We start from the raw sequence: 18,723 nt of genomic DNA, 5'->3' as shown, positions 1-18,723 counted from the left end.
CGCAGGGAGGGCTGTTGCGGTGGCGAGTGTCCTGAAGCTGTCGGCCATGACGACGATCGGTGTCAAGTCGTCGGCAGGGAATTTCGACCGTGCGGCCGGATCCCGACCAGCGGTTCGCAACGGGACACATGCGATGCGCCCGATCAATTCCGCAACGCCTGGTCAGGAGCCTCGCGCGATGTCATCGCACCGAGGGAAAAGGCCAGTGACGACGCCGCCACGAGCGCCGCGGCGTGCGCGTCCGACCGGGCCTGCCGCGCGTCCAGAAGGCCGGTCGCCGCCGCGGTCGCGTCGGTGATCGTTCCGACGCCGTTGCGGTAGGCCTCGAACGCGGCGTCGTGCGTCACCGTCGCCGCACCGACCAGCTCGCTGGCGGCGACATAGGACTCGAGCGCCGAGCGCAGCGTATCGGAGGCGACCACGATCTCTCGCACCGCCGCGTCGCGGATCTGCTCGAACCTGGCGTGCGCCGACGACGACGTCGATTCGGCCCGGCGAAGGCTGGCCTCCCGGAGGCCGCCGTCGTAGATCGGGATCGTGACGCCGGCCAGGACACCCGACGTACTGGCTTGCGCCCCGAACTTCGGCAGGTTGCCGGTCTGGAGGCTCGTGTTGTCGGTCGCGACCACGGCGCCGAGATAGACCTTGGGCAGGAAGTCGGCCTCCGCCGCGCGCGCATTGGCCTGGCTGGCCTTGACGGCGGCATAGCTGGCCAGGACATCCGGCCTGCGCGACAGCGCCGCCTCGATCACGTCGTCTGTCGGCAGCGATCGGGCCCGTGGGAGCCCGCGCCCCGCGGACGATGCGATCTTGATGGTCGACTTCGGCGAGATGCCCACCGCGCCGAGCAGGTCCTGGTAGCTGTCGCGCAGGCTATCCTGCGCCTGCACCAGCCGAAGATTGGACTGCGCCGCGAGCTGCCTGGCCTGGGCAACCTCGATACTCGTTCCGGTGCCGTTTCCGTATCGCGCCTCGGCGGCCTGCTGGAGCTGCCGGCTGTTCGCCAGGGCCTGTCGGGCGATCGCCAGATTGCCCTGCGCCGCCCCGTACAGATAGTAGCTTCGCGTCACGTTATAGATCAGCGCCTGATGGGTGCCGTTGAACCCGACATTGGCGGCGTAGGCGGTGTGTTCGGCGGCTTCCTGCAGCGCCTGTCGCTGACCGAAATCGAAAACCAGCCATTGCAGCGCGAGGTTCGGCGCTATCCCGTTCGCGGTGGTGCTGATGTAGTCGGTGCCGCCCACAAGGTTCGGCACCGGCGTGACGACGGCCTGCTCGCCGCCGATGACATTGGCCGTGATGAGCGGCAGGAAGCTGGCCTCGATCATGCCGACCGCCAAAGCCGCCTGACGGGCCTCCTCCCAGGCGATACGCGTCGCCGGATTGGTGCGCTGCGCCAGATCGATCAGCTCCGGCAGCTTGTACACCCGGCCTGACTGGATGCCTGCCTCGAGCGTGGCGACGGCGGGGTTGGCGGGAATGGAGTAGTCCCCGGCGCGCACCGCCGAGGCTTCCGGATTCCACGGCTGTGTCGGCGACGCCGGGACTTCCTTCAGGCTGTCGTTCATGCAGCCGGCAAGGAGCCCCGCAATTAAAAGCAGGCCGCCGGTTCGCGATACTCGAGCACAGACGATCTTACGCACGACGTTCCTTCAAACCCTTGCCAGCCACTCGATCCGCTCGAGGCGTTCATCAAGATCGCCGTGAACGGCGCTCGATCCGGAATTTCCATTGGTGGAGATCGTCGCCGTCGACGGATCGTCCTTGCCGACTTCGGCGGCGAGCGTACGGAGACGGCCTGCCATCCCCTCCCCGTCCCCGTCGGTCACGAACAACGACGTGGCGAGGCCGCGCGTTTCGGCGATCAGTTCCCCGGTCCGCCCGACCATATCGCCCGACGGACGGAGACGGCGCGGCTCGAAGCCGACCGTCTCCAGCACCCCTGCGGCGTCTGCCAGTTCGGCGTGGGCCGTCGCCACGTCCTCGAGCCGCGCCTGCCGCGTTTCGCGCGGCCGGTTTGCGAGATCGGCGAGCGTATCGAGCCCCGCGGCCAGTTTCTGCCGCACCGCTTTCATCGCACTGACCGGCCAGACCTGGGTGAAGATCAGATAGATCACGGCGTTTCCCAGCAGAATGCCGGCGATCCTGTCGCTGGCCTGCGACATCTCGAAACTGGGACCGAAGCCGTTCAGTATCGTGAGCAGGAAAGCCAAGGCGATCTGGACGCCGGCATAGCTGATCCGATCATTGCCCGACGAGACCCAAGCGGCGGGGAGGACACCGGCGAAGACCAGCACCATCAGCCCGCCGACGGACGTCAGGTTCGGCATGACGAACAGCAGCGCCAGGACCCCGAGCGCGGCGCCGATCAGGCAGCCGCCGATCCGCAGCGCGAGCTTGCGGACCGTTTCCCCGGTGGAGCCGAGCGCGGCGACGTAGCAGGTGATCATTGCCGTGTGAATCCCGTCCCACTGGACGCCGGTGTAGATGAGATAGCAGATGATCGCCGCGGCAGAGGTCTTCAGCGCGAACCGTTGATGATCCGGGTTGGTAAAGGCATCCGGCGCCAGGAACGGGATCTTGCGCGGCCGCGGATCGCCACCGCCATTCGGGGCGGCCAGGTGCGCCAGAGACAACCGGACCTGCCGTGCTGACTCGTCTTCGACGTCGCCGCCGGCTGCGTGGGCCTCCGGCAACGGATCGGGAACGCGCCCGGCCGCGATGTTATCGGCGGCCTTTCGCAGCGCGTCGGCCAGGATCGCCAATCGGTCTCGCGGCGCGCGATCGGAGATCGCCGACACGGCCACGAGAATGCGATAGCTCGTCTCGACCGCGCCGTTCAGCCACGTTGACCGCGCCGTGGGGACGAGATGCAGCGCCTTGACCAACTGCATCTGCTTGAGCGCGTCGTCGTTGCCCTCCCCCAGCAGCTCGGCGACGGCATCCGCGTCGTCGGCGCCGGCCAGCCGATCCGCCGCGCGTCTCAGCCGCTCGACGATCTTGTTGCGAACATGCGTCTGCGCCGGGATGCCGAAGACCAGATTGAAGACGACCATCAGGATCATGGGCATGGACGCCATCTTCCAGGCCATCAGCAGGCCCTGGTCGGCGACCTGTCCGACCGGCACGTCGGTCACAAGCGTCATGATGAACGCGATGATGAGGCCGACGATCGCGGCCTGTTCCCCCAGCGGCGTCGCCGAGCCGAGAAACAGGAAGATGTAGGACGCGACGAACATGACGGTCAGACGCCAGGCCGCGCTGTCGATCGTCGCGTCTATGATGGGTATCATCAGCACGACGACGAGCGTGGCCAGCAGGACGAGTCCAATGGCCGTCACGCTGGTCTGCACCGCGTCGGGTTTCATCAGGAAGATCACCAGATAGCAGCTGATCGCCGATTCCGGGATCTTGAGGACCATCGCCGTGGCCGCCACCAGCGAGCACAGCAAGGCGACGCGCCAGGCCATCCCGGCGCGGCCGGGAGCGGGCTGAAGGTCGATCCAGGCCTGTCGGGCGACGGCGGGCCAGAAGGCGCTAGCAGCGTTCGCCATGATGCACGATCGATACCGCCGACGCCCCCACACGCATCAGTTCGACCGGCGGGTCGACCAGTCTGATCCGCACCGGGAACCGTTGCTGGACGCGCACCCAGTCCAGCGACTTGGGAACGATCGGCAAGGCGCTCGGCAGATTGATCTGCTCCTTGGAGCTGATGCCCCAGCCGATCCCTTCAACCACGCCCTTGATGGCGTGACGACGATCCGACAGCGCGTAGACGGTCGCGCAGTTCCCGACCGAGATATCCGGCAAGGTGGTTTCCGTGTACGCGGCGCTCGCGAACCATGTTCCCGTGTTGATCAGCGTGAATACCGATTGCGCCGGCAGCAGGTAGCCGCCGGGCGAAACCGTGAGGCCGACGACGCGACCGTCGTGCGGCGCCCTGATGACCGTACCGGCCAGCTCGTGCTCGGCGATCGCCAGCGCCGCCCGGCGCGCCAGGACGAGGGCCTCCGCGGCGGCCTCGTCGCTCACCAACGCCTCGGCCGCCTCGACCTGCCGCAGGGCCTCGTTGAGGCTGACCTCCGCATCGCGTTTCGCCGTGCGGGCATCGTCAACCTGCTGCGCCGACACGTAGCCTTTCGGCTGCATGGGCAGGAGCCGGTCCAGCGTCTGGGTCGCCAGCTCGAGGTTGGCGCGGGCGCGCTCGACCTGCTCGATCGCGATCGCCGCGTTGGCCTGCTCCGCCCGGATCGTCCGCGACTTGTCGTTGTGCGCGGCCACGGCGATGGCGAGGTCCGCGCGCCCCTGCTCGACCGCGAGCCGATACGGCGCCGCGTCGAGTTCAAGCAGGACATCGCCCTTGGAAACGAAGTCGTTTTCCCGCACGTGAATGGACTCGATCCGGCCGGCCACCGAGGGGGCGATCCGCACGACGTCCGCTCCCAGCGTGACGTCGTCCGACATCGGATTGGCGGTGGAGATCTCGTAGCTCCGGAATGCCGCGACGCCGGCCCCGGCGATCACCGCGAGGCTGACGACCGCACCGAGAATTGCCGCGCGGCGGGGAGACAGACGCCGGGCCATCGGTTAGCGCCCGAACACGACGAGAGAGAGCACGAAATTGAGCCCGACGGCCATGGTCATGTAGACCGGCACCCGCCATTTCAGGATATCGTCCAGCCCAATCAGCACGAATACGGCTCGCAGCAGCACCGTCAGCAAGACGCCGCCGATCACGCAAAGCAGCCAAGCCGGAAAGAAACTGCCGAACATCGGTATGGACGGTGCGGCACCGACTGCACGGTCGGGGACCAGAAGCAGCCCCGCGACCACCGGCGCCACCCACATCGCGCGTATCGAGAAGCCCGGTGCGGGCCGAATTGACGGTGGCGTCGTTTTCAGCATTTCAGACAACGGGATGGCGTTTGCCGCAGATGTTCGACTGTGATGGCGGGTTTGCGTTGGTCTGGCGGGCACTGACTTTGCGGAGACTTCGAGCACTCCGTATCGCATTTTCGGCGCCATTCTCCAATGCCGCAACTGGCATAGCGCGCATGCAGCGGGCCGCGACAGCGCGACCGTTATCCAATTGCAACGGCATGAGAGCCCGCTCGGAAGCGGGCTCCTTCGATCGATCCAGTATCTCTGGACGACTACGGCGGACGTTGTCGGCGGATGTTATCGGCGGCGGCGGTCAGAACCGCAGGGTCGCACCGATGACCGGACCGCTCATATCGACGTCCAGGACAGCGCCGTTGTCGCGGTAGTCGAACGCCATGTGCCGGTAGCCGGCGGACAGAACGAAGGTATCGGTGACCTGATAGTTCACCGTTCCCAGAACCTGCCAGGTCGACTCGGCCCCGCCGCCACCGCCCACATCGGCATAGGCAACGACCGACCATTTCGGCGACAGCGCAACGCGGGCGCGCGCACCGACGATCGGATCGGCCCAGCTATTCGTGCTCGATGCGGACAGACCGAGAAGGGGCACATCGACCTTTGCCTTGATACGCCAGGCCCGGACACCCGCCAGAAGGTCGACCGCAAAGGCCGGCTCGGCAACGACCGTGTAGCCGGCCGCGAGGGTAAGGGAGGCCTGCGTGACCTTGCCCTCTATGCCGATGGGAACCGGCAGCAGGCCCGTGATCGTGTTGCCTTCGGACAGCTCCGCCCAGGAAACATCCCCGAACAGCACGAAGCGGTTGTAGCGGGCGGTACCGTTCAGGAAGAACGCGCCGTCGAGATCATCGAGAACATCGCCGATGGACTTGCTGACGCTGAAGGTGGGGCCGCCTGCCAACGGGCGAACGTCACCGCTCATCCCGGACAGCCAGGCATAGGGTGTAATCTGGAACCGCCAGGTGTCGCTTGACCATTGATCCACCGCCGGGGCCTCGACCGGGCCCGGTGCGTTGCCCGCGATATCCGCCGCCGCGGCGTTGCCAATCATCGTCAGGGCCAGAGCGGCCCCGAATATACCTGTCCTCAGCATGATGCCTGCTTTCGTGGAAGAAGCCGTGTCGTAATGGCCCGAAGCCGGTTGCGGGGTTTCAACCGAATATCCCACTTCACCGCAGGGGGCGGAGGCAGGCGAGATCAGCTGAAAACCGGCTCGATGACGCCAGTTCCGCCTTAATAGGAAGTGCGCAGGAGGAATGTCAAACACCGCCCGATCGCGGGATGCGACATAGTGCAAAGCGCCACGGAATCGATCAGAAGACCGCGTTCGAACGGTTCGCCGACGGCCGCCGGTCACGAGGCCGCGACCGACGCGGTGCCGGCCGGAACGCCGTGGCGATTCGGACGTCCGCCGCGGTCGCGAAACGCAGGTTTCCGAACTCAATCCGGGATCCCGGCATCCCGCAGGCTCTGGATCACGGTCGCCCGCCACTCCGGGTTCCGCATCGGCAGCGCCCGTTCATAGATGGAGGCGCGCGTGGCGGGATTTAAGGTCATAAGCCGCCGGGCGGCCGCCTTCGCCTCGTCCAGGCGGCCCGCCGCCGTGTAAGCCGTGATCGCCACCCAGTAGGTCGAATCCCAATAGGGGTTCAGCGCCAGTGAGCGATTCGCGTATTCCACGGCCTCGTCCGCCCGCCCGCCGAATAGCCGCGCAATCGCCGTCATGGTTAGGTAGCTGAAGAAGATCGGATCCTTGGGACAAAGCATCATGGCCCGCTCGACGAAGCGCAGCCCGGTCTCGGGGTCATCGCCGAAGATCAGTCCAATCCCGGCCATCGCATTCACGAAGCCGGAGCCCGGGTTCATCTGCACGGCGCGCGAGAGCGCATCCATCCCCGCCGAATAGTCCTCGCGCAGCATCACCAGCACGAACCCGCCTAGCACCACCGCCTTGGCGTCGTCGCTGCCCACGGCCAATGCCCGGCGGGCGTAGAACACGGCCTGGCCGAGATCGTCGTCGCCATACGGCTCCCATGCGCGCGTGATCCGCTGCACCAGGCACCACCCCGCATGGGCCAGCGCCGGGGCGTAATTCGCATCCATCGCGATGGCGCGACCAAGCAAGTCGAGCGCCGTTCGATTGTCGTCCGGCTGGATCCTGTAGATATGGGGCAGAGCCTGAAGATAGAGGTCGTAAGCGCCCATGTTCTCGGCCGGCTTGCGGCGCGCGCGCTCGATCTCCGCCTTGCGCATCGTCGGCTCCAGGGCACCGACCACGTTTGCCGTGATCCGGTCCTGCAGTTCGAACACATCCTCAAGTCGCCCGTCGAACTTGTCGGCCCAGAGATGCGCGCCCGTGGCCGCATCGATCAACTGGCCGGTAATCCGGACCCGGTCGCCCGCCTTGCGGACGCTGCCCTCCAGCACGTACCGCACGCCCAGGTCGCGGCCGACCTGCCGGATCTCCACCGCGCGGCCCTTGTAGACGAAGGTCGAGTTCCGGGCGATGACGAAGAGTTCCTCGAAGCGCGAGAGCGCCGTGATGATGTCCTCGACCATGCCGTCGACGAAATATTCCTGCTCGGGGTCGCCGGACATGTTGGCGAAAGGCAGGACCGCGATCGACGGCTTGTCCGGGATCGCAGCGAGCGCATCCTCGGCCGGGGGCACCTCGGGCATGGCCGAGGCGCCGACGTTGAGGGCATAGACCCTGACCGGCTCGGCGATGTTCTTGAGATTGTTCTCGCCCATGTCGGTCACCGCCACATCCAGGCGCGAGCGGATCTGGCGATAGGCGTCCTCGGACAGGCAGATGGCGCCGGGGGCCGCCAGCCCCTCCAGCCGCGCGGCAACGTTGACGCCGTCGCCCATCAGGTCGCCGTCGCTTTCCTCGATGACATCGCCGAGATGGATGCCCATGCGGAAATCGATGCGCCGGTCGTCCGCGACCCCACCATTGCGCTCGTGCATGGCGTCCTGGATCTCGATGGCGCAGCGCACCGCCTCGACCACGCTGCGGAATTCCACCAGCGCGCCATCGCCCGTCCGTTTCACCAGACGGCCGTTGTGGACATCCAGGGCCGGATCGATCACATCGCTCTGGATCGCGCGCACCCGCGCCAGGGAGCGCTCTTCATCGACGCTGGTCAGGCGACTGTAGCCGACGATGTCGGCAACCAGGATCGCGGCAAGCTTGCGGTGTCCGGACATGGCGCGCTCTCTCACCCACCATCTTTCTGGGGCAAGGACGACGGGTGTGCGAGCTGCCTCATTCAGGAAAAACTCTTGATCAGATCCCAGAACTCGCCGCGGTCGTTGGTGCGCGGAAAGGGTTCGTCCGGGACAGACACGCCGAGGAAGGCACAGAGTGGATCCCAACCGTCCTTTACCTGGTACACCAGCAGCCGGTCGGCCGGTATCTCCGCCTTGACCGCCGCGGTATGGGCGGTGAACGCCGCCTCCAGGCCCGCCAGGTCCGCGCCCATCGGGATCCCGGTCTGCCGGATGACTTCGCTCCCCATCGCCAGCCATTCGCGCAGGTGCTCGGGGGCCTCGTCGGTCCCGGAAATCAGCTTGTAGATCGTCGCGTCGAAGCTCTCGGCCCAGGTCCGCGGATCGCGGTGGCTCAAGACGAACTTCGCTTCGGGATAGGCGGCATTCAGCTCGCGAAAGAACCTGGCGGTCGGCCAGTCGACAGCGCTCGCGTAACCGTCATAGATCGCCGGCCAGTCGGCGCGGCCCGCCAGCGCCGCCTGCCAGAGCGGCAACTGCACCGGCAGATGCTTGACGACCTCCTCCATGTGATGACAGGGCCCGAAGCCCAGCGCACTGATGGCAAGCTTGAGCGAGTACGTGCCGGTCCGACCTATCCCCGCACCGATGACCTTGAGCGACATCCCTACCTCACTGCCAATGTTGACGAACGAAGCCGCGCGGGGAACCGACCCTCGTGGCACCGCCTCCAGCGCGCCTGGATGCGGCTAGCGGTTCTTTTCAAACCCTTCCATCAGCGCGGCGGACGGATTGTCGATGCAGAAATCCATGATCTTGTCGGTCGCCTCGCGAAAGGCCGGTCCGTTGAAGACCATGTCGGCTTTCGTGCCGCTGACGTAGCCGTGGAAGTACAGCAGGGTATAGGCCTGCTCGTCTCCGCCCATCTTGAGCATCGTCCGGCAGTCGATGTCCTGCATGTTGATGACGGGCTCGTCCTGCGCGGCGGCGGGCAAGGCGCACGCGAGGCCCGCGAAGGCGGCGAGCGCGATTTTCGGGAAACGTCCAGTCATTTCCGGTTCCTCCCCTCGTGTATCCGTGTGTCCGGGAATTCCGGCTCGGCATTCAGTAGCGGATCACGCCGTTCATGCATTCGCGGTAGGCGGTGTCGTAGCTGACGCCGCGCTGCACGCCGCGGGTCACGGCGCCGGTCGTGGCGCCGATGGCGGCCCCCCTGCGGGCGCCCTTGCTGCCGTTGACGATGCCGCCGACGATGGCGCCCCCTGCCCCGCCCCTGACGGCGCCACCGACGGCACCGCCCCTCGAATAGGCGTAGGACGCCCGGCGGGCGTACTCACTGCAGTAGGATGCGGTATAGGCCTGCGCATAGGCGCGGTCGGAGTGGGTCGGAACCGCTACGAAGCCAGCCGACAGCACCGCGAGTACCACAGTCGAAAAGACCAATCTGAAGACCGCGGACATGTCCCGTGCTCCCTTCGTTCGTCGAGGGCGAAGGCCGATGCCAATGGGGAGACGCAGCAGACGGCACCCGTCTCGACGCCCCCCGATTTCAACGCCTCGTTGCTCGCTCAGCGTTTCAGCTTGATCGACAGACCTTCCAGGTTGATCGATAGATCGACGCCCAACTGCGTCCCGATCACTTCGAGCGTGACGCCCTTGCCGTTGACCATCACCGCGGCCTTGCCGCCGGCCGCGACCGCCAGGCCGGCGCCTGCAGCCGAGTAGACGCCCTCGATGTCCTCGGGGCTGTTGATGTTCTTGACGTTGCCCGTGAGGTTCACGACCGACAGCGTTATCTGCCATCCGGCGCTGATACCGCCGATCGACAGAGGATAGGACTGCCCCTCGTACGTGAGCGTTCCCTTGCCGCCGGTCCCGCCGACCACCAAGGCGGCTTTGAGGAGTTCCATGGAGATCTTGCCGGTGCCGGCCTGGGCATTCATGGCTCCGGCGAGCACGCCGGACAGCACCACGAATGCGCCCAAGGCCGCGAGAATCCTGTTCCGCACCATCGTGTCCTCCCTTTGATCAACATCAAAAAAAGCAAATCGCGGCCGCCCAATTGCCACTACCAATCTTCGGCGACGGCCGGACCGATTACTTTTTCAGAATTATCGTATTACTTTCAGCACCCGCAGTTTTTTGTCAACCGGCGTAGTTCTTGCGGGTAGTTCCCCGTAGGGTGCGGGTCATGAATTCGAACCAGGAGGCAGCCCCGGCAGAGATACTTCGAACGGCCCTGCGCTGTCGCAATGCCTCGAATACGGACATGGGCCAAAGCGCCGATCGGACGAGGCGGGAATGACCAGCCGCCGACCTCGGGTATCCGAGGTCAGAAGGACTCCAGGCTCTTTCTCAGGTTTGATTTCCCGACGAGGAATTCAAAATCCACGCCCAGATGCGCCTGTTGAACGGACCGGATGAACATCTGTCCGTAACCACGTTCGAAATGCGGCTCCGGCAGAGTCAGCTCCGCCCTTCTCCGGCCCAGTTCTTCTTCCGGGACATCAAGCTCCAGGCGGCGGCCGGGAACATCCAGGACGATTTCGTCGCCGGTTCGGACAAGTGCGAGCGCCCCCCCGATCGCCGCTTCCGGCGAGACATGCAGGACCACGGTGCCGTAGGCGGTCCCGCTCATGCGTCCATCGGAAATACGCACCATGTCCGTGACGCCTTTGGCGATGAGTTTCGCAGGAAGCGGGAGATTGCCGACCTCGGGCATTCCCGGATACCCCACGGGTCCGGCGCCCTTGAGAACGAGCACAGTGTTTTCGTCGACATCGAGATCGGGATCATCGATGCGGGCGCGGAGGTCCTCGACAGTCTCGAACACGAGCGCCCGGCCCCGATGCGCCATCAGATGACCGGAGGCGGCAGACGGCTTCAGCACCGCCCCTTCCGGAGCGAGATTGCCGCGCAGGACCACGATCCCCCCCTGCTCCGAGACAGGGTTTTCCATGCACCGGATGACGTCGTCGTTGTAGCATTCGGCACCCTGAAGGCGGTCGGCGAGCGTACCGTCCTCCACGGTCCGCGCATCGAGGTCGAGCTTGTCGGCGATGCGCTTCATCACCGCCGGCAAACCGCCCGCATAGTAGAAGTCTTCCATCAGGAACCGGCCGGACGGCTTGAGGTCGACCAGACAGGGAATACCGTCCCCGAGCCTGTCCCAATCATCGAGCGACAACGGCACGCCCACCCGCCCGGCCAGCGCCAGGAGGTGCACGACCGCATTGGTGGAGCCGCCGATCGCACCGTTGACGACGATCGCGTTTTCGAAGGCCTGGCGCGTGAGGATGCGGGAGATCGATACGCCGCCGCGCACCAGCGACACGATGCGCCGGCCGGCGTCCTCGGCCAGATGCCGCCGTCGGCTGTCGACCGCAGGGATCGCACCGTTCATCGGAAGCGCGATGCCCAGGGACTCCGCCAGCAGCGCCATGGTCGACGCCGTGCCCATCGTCATGCAGGAGCCGGCCGACCGGCTCATGGCCGCCTCTGCCTCCGCGTAGTCCTCCTTGCTAAGCCGCCCGGTTCGATACTCCTCATCGAAGCGGAATACGTCCGTGCCGGAGCCCAGTTCGCGCCCCCTGAAGCGTCCGTTGAGCATAGGCCCGCCGGAAACGAGAATGCTCGGGACGTCGCAGCTCGCCGCGCCCATCAACAAGGCCGGGGTGGTCTTGTCGCACCCGGCGAGCAGCACGACGCCGTCGATCGGATTGGCGCGGATGGTCTCCTCGACATCCATGCTGACGAGGTTGCGGAACATCATCGTGGTGGGCCGCATCATCGGCTCGCCGAGGCTCATCACCGGAAACTCGAGCGGGTAGCCGCCAGCCAGCAGAACGCCGCGCTTGACGTGTTCGGTGAGGTCTCGCAGGTGACTATTGCAGGGATTTAGTTCGGACCAGGTATTGCAGATGCCAATTACCGGCCGGCCGTCGAAGAGTTCCGGACCAAATCCCTGGCTGCGCATCCAGCTTCGCGGAATAAATCCGTACTTGCCTTCACGGCCGAACCATTCCGCACTTCGCATTTGCGGATGGCCTTCGGACTTCTTTTCGGACACGGCGCCTCCTCCCGGAGGCTCCGGCCTCCGACTGTTTCATCTCGTAAAGATAGTGGCCGGGATCAGCGCTCAGGCTATGGCCCTGCGCCTTCGCACACGTTTCACCACCATCATGACCAGAGGTGACAGCCAGATCAGGATGGTGATCACCCCGATGGTTCCAGCGATCGGACGCGAGAAGAGCTGCAGGACGTCGCCCTGAGCCTTGATCATCGAGGTCAGGAAGGTCTCCTCGAGCATCCGTCCCAGCACGATCCCCAGGAGGGCCGGTGCGATCGGGAAGCCGTTCTCCTCCATGAACCAGCCAACGACGCCGAATACGAGCATGGTGACGATGGCAACCAGCGTATTGTCCATCGCGAACGCTCCCACCACGCAAAAGAGCAGTATCACCGGCATCAGGTACGAGCGCGGCACGTCGAGAAGATATCGCGACAGCTTGATGGCGGCGTAGCCCAACGGGATCATCAGCAGGTTCGCCAGGATGAACGACAGGAAGATGCCGTAGATCAGCGTGGGCTGATTCTCGAAGATCTGCGGGCCCGGCGTCAGTCCCTTCATGAACAGGACGCCGATGACGATCGCCGTCATGGAATCACCGGGGATGCCGAGCACCGTTGCCGGCACGTAGCTTGTCGACACGCTCGCGTTGTTGGCGCCGCCCGCCGCGACAATGCCCTCCAGGCTGCCCTTGTCGAACTCCTCGCGATTGCGCGTGGTCTTTCGCGCCAGAGCGTAGGAGATCCACGCCGCGATATCCGCCCCCGCGCCGGGAAGCGGCCCCGTTACCGTTCCAACCACGATGCCGCTCGCCAGATTTCTGCGACTGCGCCAGAGCTCGGGCATCAGTCCCTTGAAGATATTGCCGATCTTGGTCGTCGCCATGGGCGGCAGGGGATCACGCGACAAGGCGAAACGCAGGATCTCGGCGATCGCGAACATCCCGATCAGGGTGGCCACCAGCCCTACCCCGCCGTACAGCGCGGTGCTGCCGAAGGCGAAGCGTGGCTGACCCGTCACGGGAAACAGGCCGATCATGGCAACGAGGAGACCGAGAAGGAGCGAGATCATCCCCTTGAGCGTGCTGCCTGGCGCGATGAACGCCGCCGAGGTGAGCCCCAGGCATACGAGCCAGAAGTATTCGTAGCTGCTGATGTTGAGGGCGAAACGGGCGACAGCCGGCGCGAAAAACATCAGGAAAATCGCACCAACCAGTCCGCCGACGGCCGAGGAGACGACGCAGGCGCCGAGTACCAGTTCGCCCTTTCCGCGCATGGTGAGCCGGTAGGCTGCGTCGGTATAGGCCGCGGACGACGGGGTGCCGGGGATGCGCAACAGCGCGGACGGGATATCGCCGGCGAAGATCGCCATCGCACTGACGCTGACGATGGCGGCTATAGCGGGCAACGGGGGCATGAAGAACGTCACCGGCACGAGAAGCGCCACCGCCATCGTTGCGGTAAGGCCCGGAATGGCGCCAACAAACAGTCCGAATATCGATGAAAGCAGAATGACGAGCAGGACGTCGGGGGACATGAGCGCCAGGAAGGCGGCGTAGATCACCTCCATGAAAGGACTCCCGCGTAGGGCTCGAGAAGCCCCCACGGCAGAGGCACCAGCAGCATGTCCTGAAAGGCGAATTTCACCACGAGCGTCGTCACGCCCGCGAGGATCAGCGAACGGACAGGCGACCGGGTGAATTGAAGCAGCGTCGCGAAGACGACCACGAAGCCGGCAATCACGAAGCCGAGGAAATTCGAGAAGAGGATGTAGAAGACGAGCACGCCGAGAACCACGGCGGCATTTGCCATGTGGGTCGGGGAGCGGACCCAGCTGCCCATGACCACGAGCGGCTGCACGTCGCGCTGCCGCCAGCCGTTCACGAGGAGGAGCCCCCCCGCCAGGACGAGCGCGTACCCGATGATGGAGGGGAAGAATCCCCCTCCATAACCGGTGCCGAAAAAGGGTTTCGGCTGCATCGAGGCGGCGACGATAGCCAGGATGCCGATGCCGGCGATGATGGGGCCCATGATGATGTCGGACACTTTCATCGAAACCTCACTTCGCCACCCTGTTGACCGCGTTCGACGACAGGTGCGTGTCCTACTGGATTGCGCCGGCCGCCCGAAGAACGGTTTCGGTGTCCGCCTCGTGGGTCTTCATCCACTCCAGCAAGCCCTCACGGTCGGCATAGCGAAGGCCGAAACCGCGCTCGGACATCTTCTTCTGGAAGTCCTCGCTGTCGTAGATTTCCTTGGTGGCGGCCTCAAGCTGGACAACGATCTCGTCCGGCAGGCCCGCCGGTCCGGCAAACGCGCGGAAAACGCCACCGGGAGCGGCACCGGGAATCTGCTCGCCCGCCGTCTCGACGTCCGGGAACGCGTCCAGCCGCTCCGGCGACAGAACGGCCAGAGGCCTCACCTCTCCCGCGTCGATGAGCGCGGCCGCCTCGGGCAGAGACGCCGTCAGGATGTCGACGCCGCCCGCGACCAGTTCCTGCAGGCCCGCAGCCGCGCCAGCGCTGGGGACCCAGCGCAGCGTCTTGATGTCGATATCGTTGTCGATCAGCACCTTCGAGAGGGCACTGCTCCAGCTGCTGGGGCAGACCGCGCCACAGCCGATGGTGATGGACTGCGGATCGGCCTTGAGCTTTTCGATGACGTCGGCGAGCGACGTGAATTCGCTGTCGGCCTTCGTATGCACCGCCGCGTAGTCGAAATTGTACTGCGCGATCGGCGTATAGGAGCCGCTCGACAGGTCGCCCATGCCGAGCAGACGGAACGGCGCGTAGTTGAACAGGATGCCGATCGTGTAGCCGTCCGGCTTGGCGTTCGCCAGTTCGGTGATGCCGGCGATACCGCCGCCTTCGGCACGGTTGACGACATTGAACGGCTGACCAAATTTCTGCTCTAGGTCGGCGGCGAGCCACCGCGCCGTCGCGTCGGTGCCCCCGCCCGCGCCCGCCGCGACGATCACCGTGACCGGGCGGTTCGGCCAGTCGTTCGCTGCGGCCGCGGTCACCGCCACGCTGGCGGCCATCACGCCTGCAATCGTGATGCCGAGTATGTTCTTCATGTAACGTTCTCCCATCAGGTTATTGATTCAGCTGGAAAATCCCCTCAGACGGACAGCGGACCGTGCCACCAGTGGTCGAAGGGGTTTGAGTAAAGGATCGCGTCGATCGTCTCCTGCGAGATCCGCGGCAGCCGGGTGCCTTCGACGAGATGATTGATGTTGCGCAGGCCTTCGATCGACTCGCCGACCTGGGCGAACGGGAAATCCGTGCCCCAGAAGATCTTGTTGCGGTCGGTGATCACGTACTCCTGGGCCGAGACCAGGGCCTGATAGAACTGCCACGGGCGGTAACAGAGAGCCGAGACCTCCGTGTAGACGTTCGGACGCTTGCGCGCGACGACGATGCATTCGTCGATCCACGGATGGCCCATATGCGCCATGATCATCTTGAGATCGGGGTAGCGCTGCGCGACCGCGTCGACATGGATCGGACGACCGGCATCCAGCAGCGTGTCCCGCGCGAACGTGGTGCCCATGTGCATGGTCAGCGGCAGGTCGTGCTTCTGGCAATATGCGTAGACGGGATCGAGCCGGGGATCGTCGAGCGGCACGCTGTTGTAGATCGGGCCGAACTTCACCCCCTTCAGCTTGAGGGTTCCGATCGCGTGCTCCAGCAACTCCATACAGTCGGGACGGCGCGGATCGACACAGGCGAAGCCGACGAACTTGTCCGGATATTTCTGGACCGCGGCAGCCGTCACCTCGTCGTTGCCGTCGACGCCGACCGAGTCGCCATAGCGCAGGGAAAAGATGATCGCCTTGTCGACGTCCCGCATCGCCTCGTAGAGCGTGTCTGCATCCGCCGCCATGGAAACACCGCCGGGGCGCGCGCCGCCGCTGAGATCGATTTCCGGAGGCGAAAACTGGTCAGCGTTGAAGACGTTCACATGGCAGTCGACGATCATGGGAGCGGGTTCCGTTGAGCTGGTTTTCTAGGGATTTCGGGGCCGGCTTTTCAGGGGGCTGCGCGGGGCGGCCCGCAGGAATATGCGCGGCCTGAAGCCTGCTCCCCCGCGACTGAACTTGATGGTCAGCACCATATTGCCCCCCTGATGATTTAACGATACACCGATCTTGCGGCTTGTCAAACGCGCGGTGCGCGGATCTTGCAGTTCGACAAAGGGGATTCGGGTGTCAGGAGGGCGTACGTGTCGATTTTCCGGGCTGGAAATCAACTGGCAGGACGATCTCGCGCTGGCTGAACTGCCCCGCCTGCAGGCGCGCGATCAGTTCCTTGGCCGCGCGCTCTCCAAGGGCGTGGGCGGCGGACCGCACCGTGGTCAGGACGGGGTCGACGTAGCGCCAGATTTCGAAGGCGTTGAAGCCGGTAATCTGTATCTCCTCCGGGACGCGAAGGCCGGCGGCCCGGCACGCCTTCATGGCGGCGATGGCCATCTGGTCGTTGCCGCCAATGATCGCGTCGGGAACGGGGCCGGCCTCAAGCGCGGCGAGCGTCGCCTGGTAGGAGACGTCGAAGCTCTCGTCGCCGCAATCCACGATCCTCAGCTCCGGCAGCCCGGCGTCCGCGAATGCCGAGGCAGCGCCTTCCATGCGCGCGCGCATCGCCGGCCATTCCACATGCGGCATCAGCATCCAGCCGGAGCGAACACCGGTTTCCAGGAGATGGTGCCCGACCTGGCGCCCCCCGTCGAAATCGTCCTGGCTGATGATGGCGCAATCGGGCTGGTCGGGAAGGTGGTGTTCCTGCAGCAGCACGAGCGGAACCCGCAGGGCCGAAAGCTCGCGCACGAACCAGTTCCGCTGGACCCGGTCACCCGACAGGATCGCCACCATTCCATCCGCCTCGATGTCCTGGAACAGCCCCGTGGTGCGGAAGTCGGACGGCTTCATGCCGCGCAGGATCAAACTGTAGGAATTGGCGGTCAGATAGTTCGTCAGCCCCGTCACCTGGGCGGTGATGAACAGGTCGCTGAGGAAGTCGGGATCCTCCACGACGATCAGCATGCCGATGGTCCACTGCTGCGACAGGCGGAGCCGGCGCGCGGCGACGGACGGCCGGTAGCCGAGTCGTTCCACCACCTCGCGGATGTGGTTGGCCGTCGCCTCGGAAATACGGCCGCGCCCGTTCAACACGTTCGAGACGGACATCGCGGACACGCCGGCCTCGCGGGCAACGTCCTTGATGGTCACCGTGCGACCGGTGGCGGGCTTCGTCGGTTTTCCCACGTCTCTCATCCTTTTCGGCGCTGCGGTGCGTTCATTCCGCCCCGCGGACGCCATTCCTTCTACCGGTCACCAGGAGCGTACCAATGAACGACACGTCTATCACGACCGTCCACTGCCACCTCTTGACCCAGGATCTCAGCCGCTCCGCCATCCGGTGGGCCGGCGGAAACATGCGCTACTGGAACACCGCGCTCATCGAGGTCACTACGGCCGGCGGCCTGCGCGGCTTCGGCGAAGCGTATTATCCCGGGCTGAGCGCGCCGTTGGCAACACGCGCCCTGACGGAAAACTACGCGCCGCTCCTGATAGGCGAGGATGCCACCGAGGCAACCGCACTTTTTCACCGGATGCGTTCGAAGTCGCTTGCGTGGGGCAAGGCCGGCTTGCCGTTGATGGTGGCCGGCTCCATCGAGGTGGCGCTGTGGGACATCAAGGCACAGGCGCTCGGGGTGCCGCTCCACCAGCTTCTCGGCGGCAAGGCCCACGACGCCATCACCGTCTATGCCAGCGGCGGCACCGATGCGCCGCGCGATCAGCTCGTCGCGGAGATGGAAAGCTATCTGGAGCGCGGATTTCGCGCCGTGAAGATCCGGATCGGCAGGTCCGTCGCCGAGGATGTCGAGAAGGTGCGTCTGTGCCGCGACGTCCTCGGGGCGGATATCGAGCTGATGGTCGACGCGGTCATGGGACACAACCCCACCCCGTTCTCGGCAAAGGAAGCCCTCGCCCGCATCAACGCAATCGAGAAATTCGACATCACTTGGTTCGAGGACCCGGTCGGCAACAGCGACTACGCGGGCTGTGCCTTCGTTCGGCAGCATTCGCCGGTACCGGTCGCGGCGGGCGAAACGGCCGTCGGGGTGAAGGATTTCCTCCCCTATTTCGAACATGGCGCGCTCGATTGGGTGCAGCCCGATCCCACCCACTCGGGCGGCATCGGCGAATGCCTGGACATCGCCGCCCTTGCGCGGGCGCACGGGGTAGGAGTGATCTACCATTCGTGGGGCATGGCACCGTGCCTGGCGGCGAACTACAGCCTCGCCTTCGCCGACCCGAATGCGCGCTATCTCGAGTATCCGACGCATGGCCTGCCGCTGGTGGAGGAACTGGCGGAGACACCGTTCCGGCTTGTCGACGGAAAGTTCGCGGCACCGACATTGCCGGGCCTCGGCGTCAAGCTGACCGACGACATCCTGGCCCGGCACGCCTTCGTCGAGGGCAGCACGTTCTGGCCATGAGGCCGCCCACCCGGCCGACCA

The 18,723-nt window shown here is 65.4% G+C and carries 17 protein-coding genes; 1 reads left to right on the top strand and 16 read right to left on the bottom strand.

Annotated features, from left to right (window positions below; all coding sequences use genetic code 11):
- Positions 1-143 precede the first annotated feature (143 nt).
- The 16 genes from ACSF9G_RS09450 to ACSF9G_RS09375 form a co-directional block, all read right to left on the bottom strand.
- Positions 144-1,568 carry a TolC family protein gene (locus ACSF9G_RS09450; RefSeq protein WP_436640864.1) on the bottom strand — a complete coding sequence of 475 codons (1,425 nt, stop codon included), beginning with the start codon at positions 1,566-1,568 and terminating at the stop codon, positions 144-146.
- An 84-nt stretch (positions 1,569-1,652) separates the two neighbouring features.
- Positions 1,653-3,554, bottom strand: a complete 1,902-nt coding sequence (locus ACSF9G_RS09445; RefSeq protein ID WP_436640862.1) for an FUSC family protein — start codon at positions 3,552-3,554, stop codon at positions 1,653-1,655.
- Positions 3,538-4,587 carry a multidrug transporter subunit MdtN gene (gene mdtN / locus ACSF9G_RS09440; RefSeq protein WP_436640860.1) on the bottom strand — a complete coding sequence of 350 codons (1,050 nt, stop codon included), beginning with the start codon at positions 4,585-4,587 and terminating at the stop codon, positions 3,538-3,540. Before mdtN ends, ACSF9G_RS09445 begins: the two co-directional genes overlap by 17 nt.
- Before the next feature lie 3 nt (positions 4,588-4,590).
- Complete coding sequence (locus ACSF9G_RS09435) at positions 4,591-4,908, bottom strand: YtcA family lipoprotein (RefSeq protein WP_436640858.1); 318 nt, start codon at positions 4,906-4,908, stop codon at positions 4,591-4,593.
- A 289-nt stretch (positions 4,909-5,197) separates the two neighbouring features.
- Positions 5,198-5,995, bottom strand: coding sequence for a porin family protein (locus ACSF9G_RS09430; RefSeq protein ID WP_436640856.1), 798 nt, complete (start codon positions 5,993-5,995; stop codon positions 5,198-5,200).
- A 347-nt stretch (positions 5,996-6,342) separates the two neighbouring features.
- Positions 6,343-8,112, bottom strand: coding sequence for an adenylate/guanylate cyclase domain-containing protein (locus tag ACSF9G_RS09425; protein ID WP_436640854.1), 1,770 nt, complete (start codon positions 8,110-8,112; stop codon positions 6,343-6,345).
- Positions 8,113-8,174: 62 nt separating this feature from the next.
- Positions 8,175-8,798: a sulfotransferase family protein gene (locus tag ACSF9G_RS09420; protein WP_436640852.1), complete on the bottom strand. Its 624-nt coding sequence runs from the start codon at positions 8,796-8,798 to the stop codon at positions 8,175-8,177.
- A gap of 84 nt (positions 8,799-8,882) precedes the next feature.
- Positions 8,883-9,185, bottom strand: coding sequence for an HdeA family protein (locus ACSF9G_RS09415; protein WP_261616540.1), 303 nt, complete (start codon positions 9,183-9,185; stop codon positions 8,883-8,885).
- Between the two features lie 52 nt (positions 9,186-9,237).
- Positions 9,238-9,594: a hypothetical protein gene (locus tag ACSF9G_RS09410; protein ID WP_436640850.1), complete on the bottom strand. Its 357-nt coding sequence runs from the start codon at positions 9,592-9,594 to the stop codon at positions 9,238-9,240.
- Positions 9,595-9,701: 107 nt separating this feature from the next.
- A complete protein-coding gene (locus ACSF9G_RS09405; RefSeq protein ID WP_436640848.1) occupies positions 9,702-10,145 on the bottom strand; it encodes a hypothetical protein in 444 nt (147 codons plus the stop codon).
- Between the two features lie 320 nt (positions 10,146-10,465).
- The gene (locus ACSF9G_RS09400) at positions 10,466-12,202 is read right to left on the bottom strand and encodes an IlvD/Edd family dehydratase (protein ID WP_436640846.1); all 1,737 of its coding nucleotides are present in this window, start codon (positions 12,200-12,202) and stop codon (positions 10,466-10,468) included.
- Between the two features lie 69 nt (positions 12,203-12,271).
- Positions 12,272-13,771, bottom strand: coding sequence for a tripartite tricarboxylate transporter permease (locus ACSF9G_RS09395; protein WP_436640844.1), 1,500 nt, complete (start codon positions 13,769-13,771; stop codon positions 12,272-12,274).
- Positions 13,762-14,253 (bottom strand): tripartite tricarboxylate transporter TctB family protein, encoded by a 492-nt coding sequence (locus tag ACSF9G_RS09390; protein WP_436640842.1) that lies wholly within the window; start codon positions 14,251-14,253, stop codon positions 13,762-13,764. Before ACSF9G_RS09390 ends, ACSF9G_RS09395 begins: the two co-directional genes overlap by 10 nt.
- Positions 14,254-14,305: 52 nt before the next feature.
- Entirely contained in the window at positions 14,306-15,277 is a 972-nt protein-coding gene (locus ACSF9G_RS09385; protein ID WP_436640840.1) for a tripartite tricarboxylate transporter substrate binding protein, read from the bottom strand.
- Between the two features lie 44 nt (positions 15,278-15,321).
- Positions 15,322-16,182 carry an amidohydrolase family protein gene (locus ACSF9G_RS09380; RefSeq protein WP_436640837.1) on the bottom strand — a complete coding sequence of 287 codons (861 nt, stop codon included), beginning with the start codon at positions 16,180-16,182 and terminating at the stop codon, positions 15,322-15,324.
- A 229-nt stretch (positions 16,183-16,411) separates the two neighbouring features.
- On the bottom strand, positions 16,412-17,464 hold the full coding sequence (locus tag ACSF9G_RS09375) for a LacI family DNA-binding transcriptional regulator (protein ID WP_436640835.1): 1,053 nt from the start codon (positions 17,462-17,464) through the stop codon (positions 16,412-16,414).
- 83 nt (positions 17,465-17,547) lie between these two features.
- Here ACSF9G_RS09375 and ACSF9G_RS09370 point away from each other — a divergent pair, with 83 nt between their 5' ends.
- Positions 17,548-18,702, top strand: a complete 1,155-nt coding sequence (locus tag ACSF9G_RS09370; RefSeq protein WP_436640833.1) for a mandelate racemase/muconate lactonizing enzyme family protein — start codon at positions 17,548-17,550, stop codon at positions 18,700-18,702.
- Positions 18,703-18,723: the final 21 nt, after the last annotated feature.

Origin of the sequence: Microbaculum mangrovi, assembly GCF_051390635.1 — a bacterium.
Taxonomy (GTDB): Bacteria; Pseudomonadota; Alphaproteobacteria; order Rhizobiales; family Tepidamorphaceae; genus Microbaculum.
This window is presented reverse-complemented; position numbering and strand designations above follow the sequence as displayed.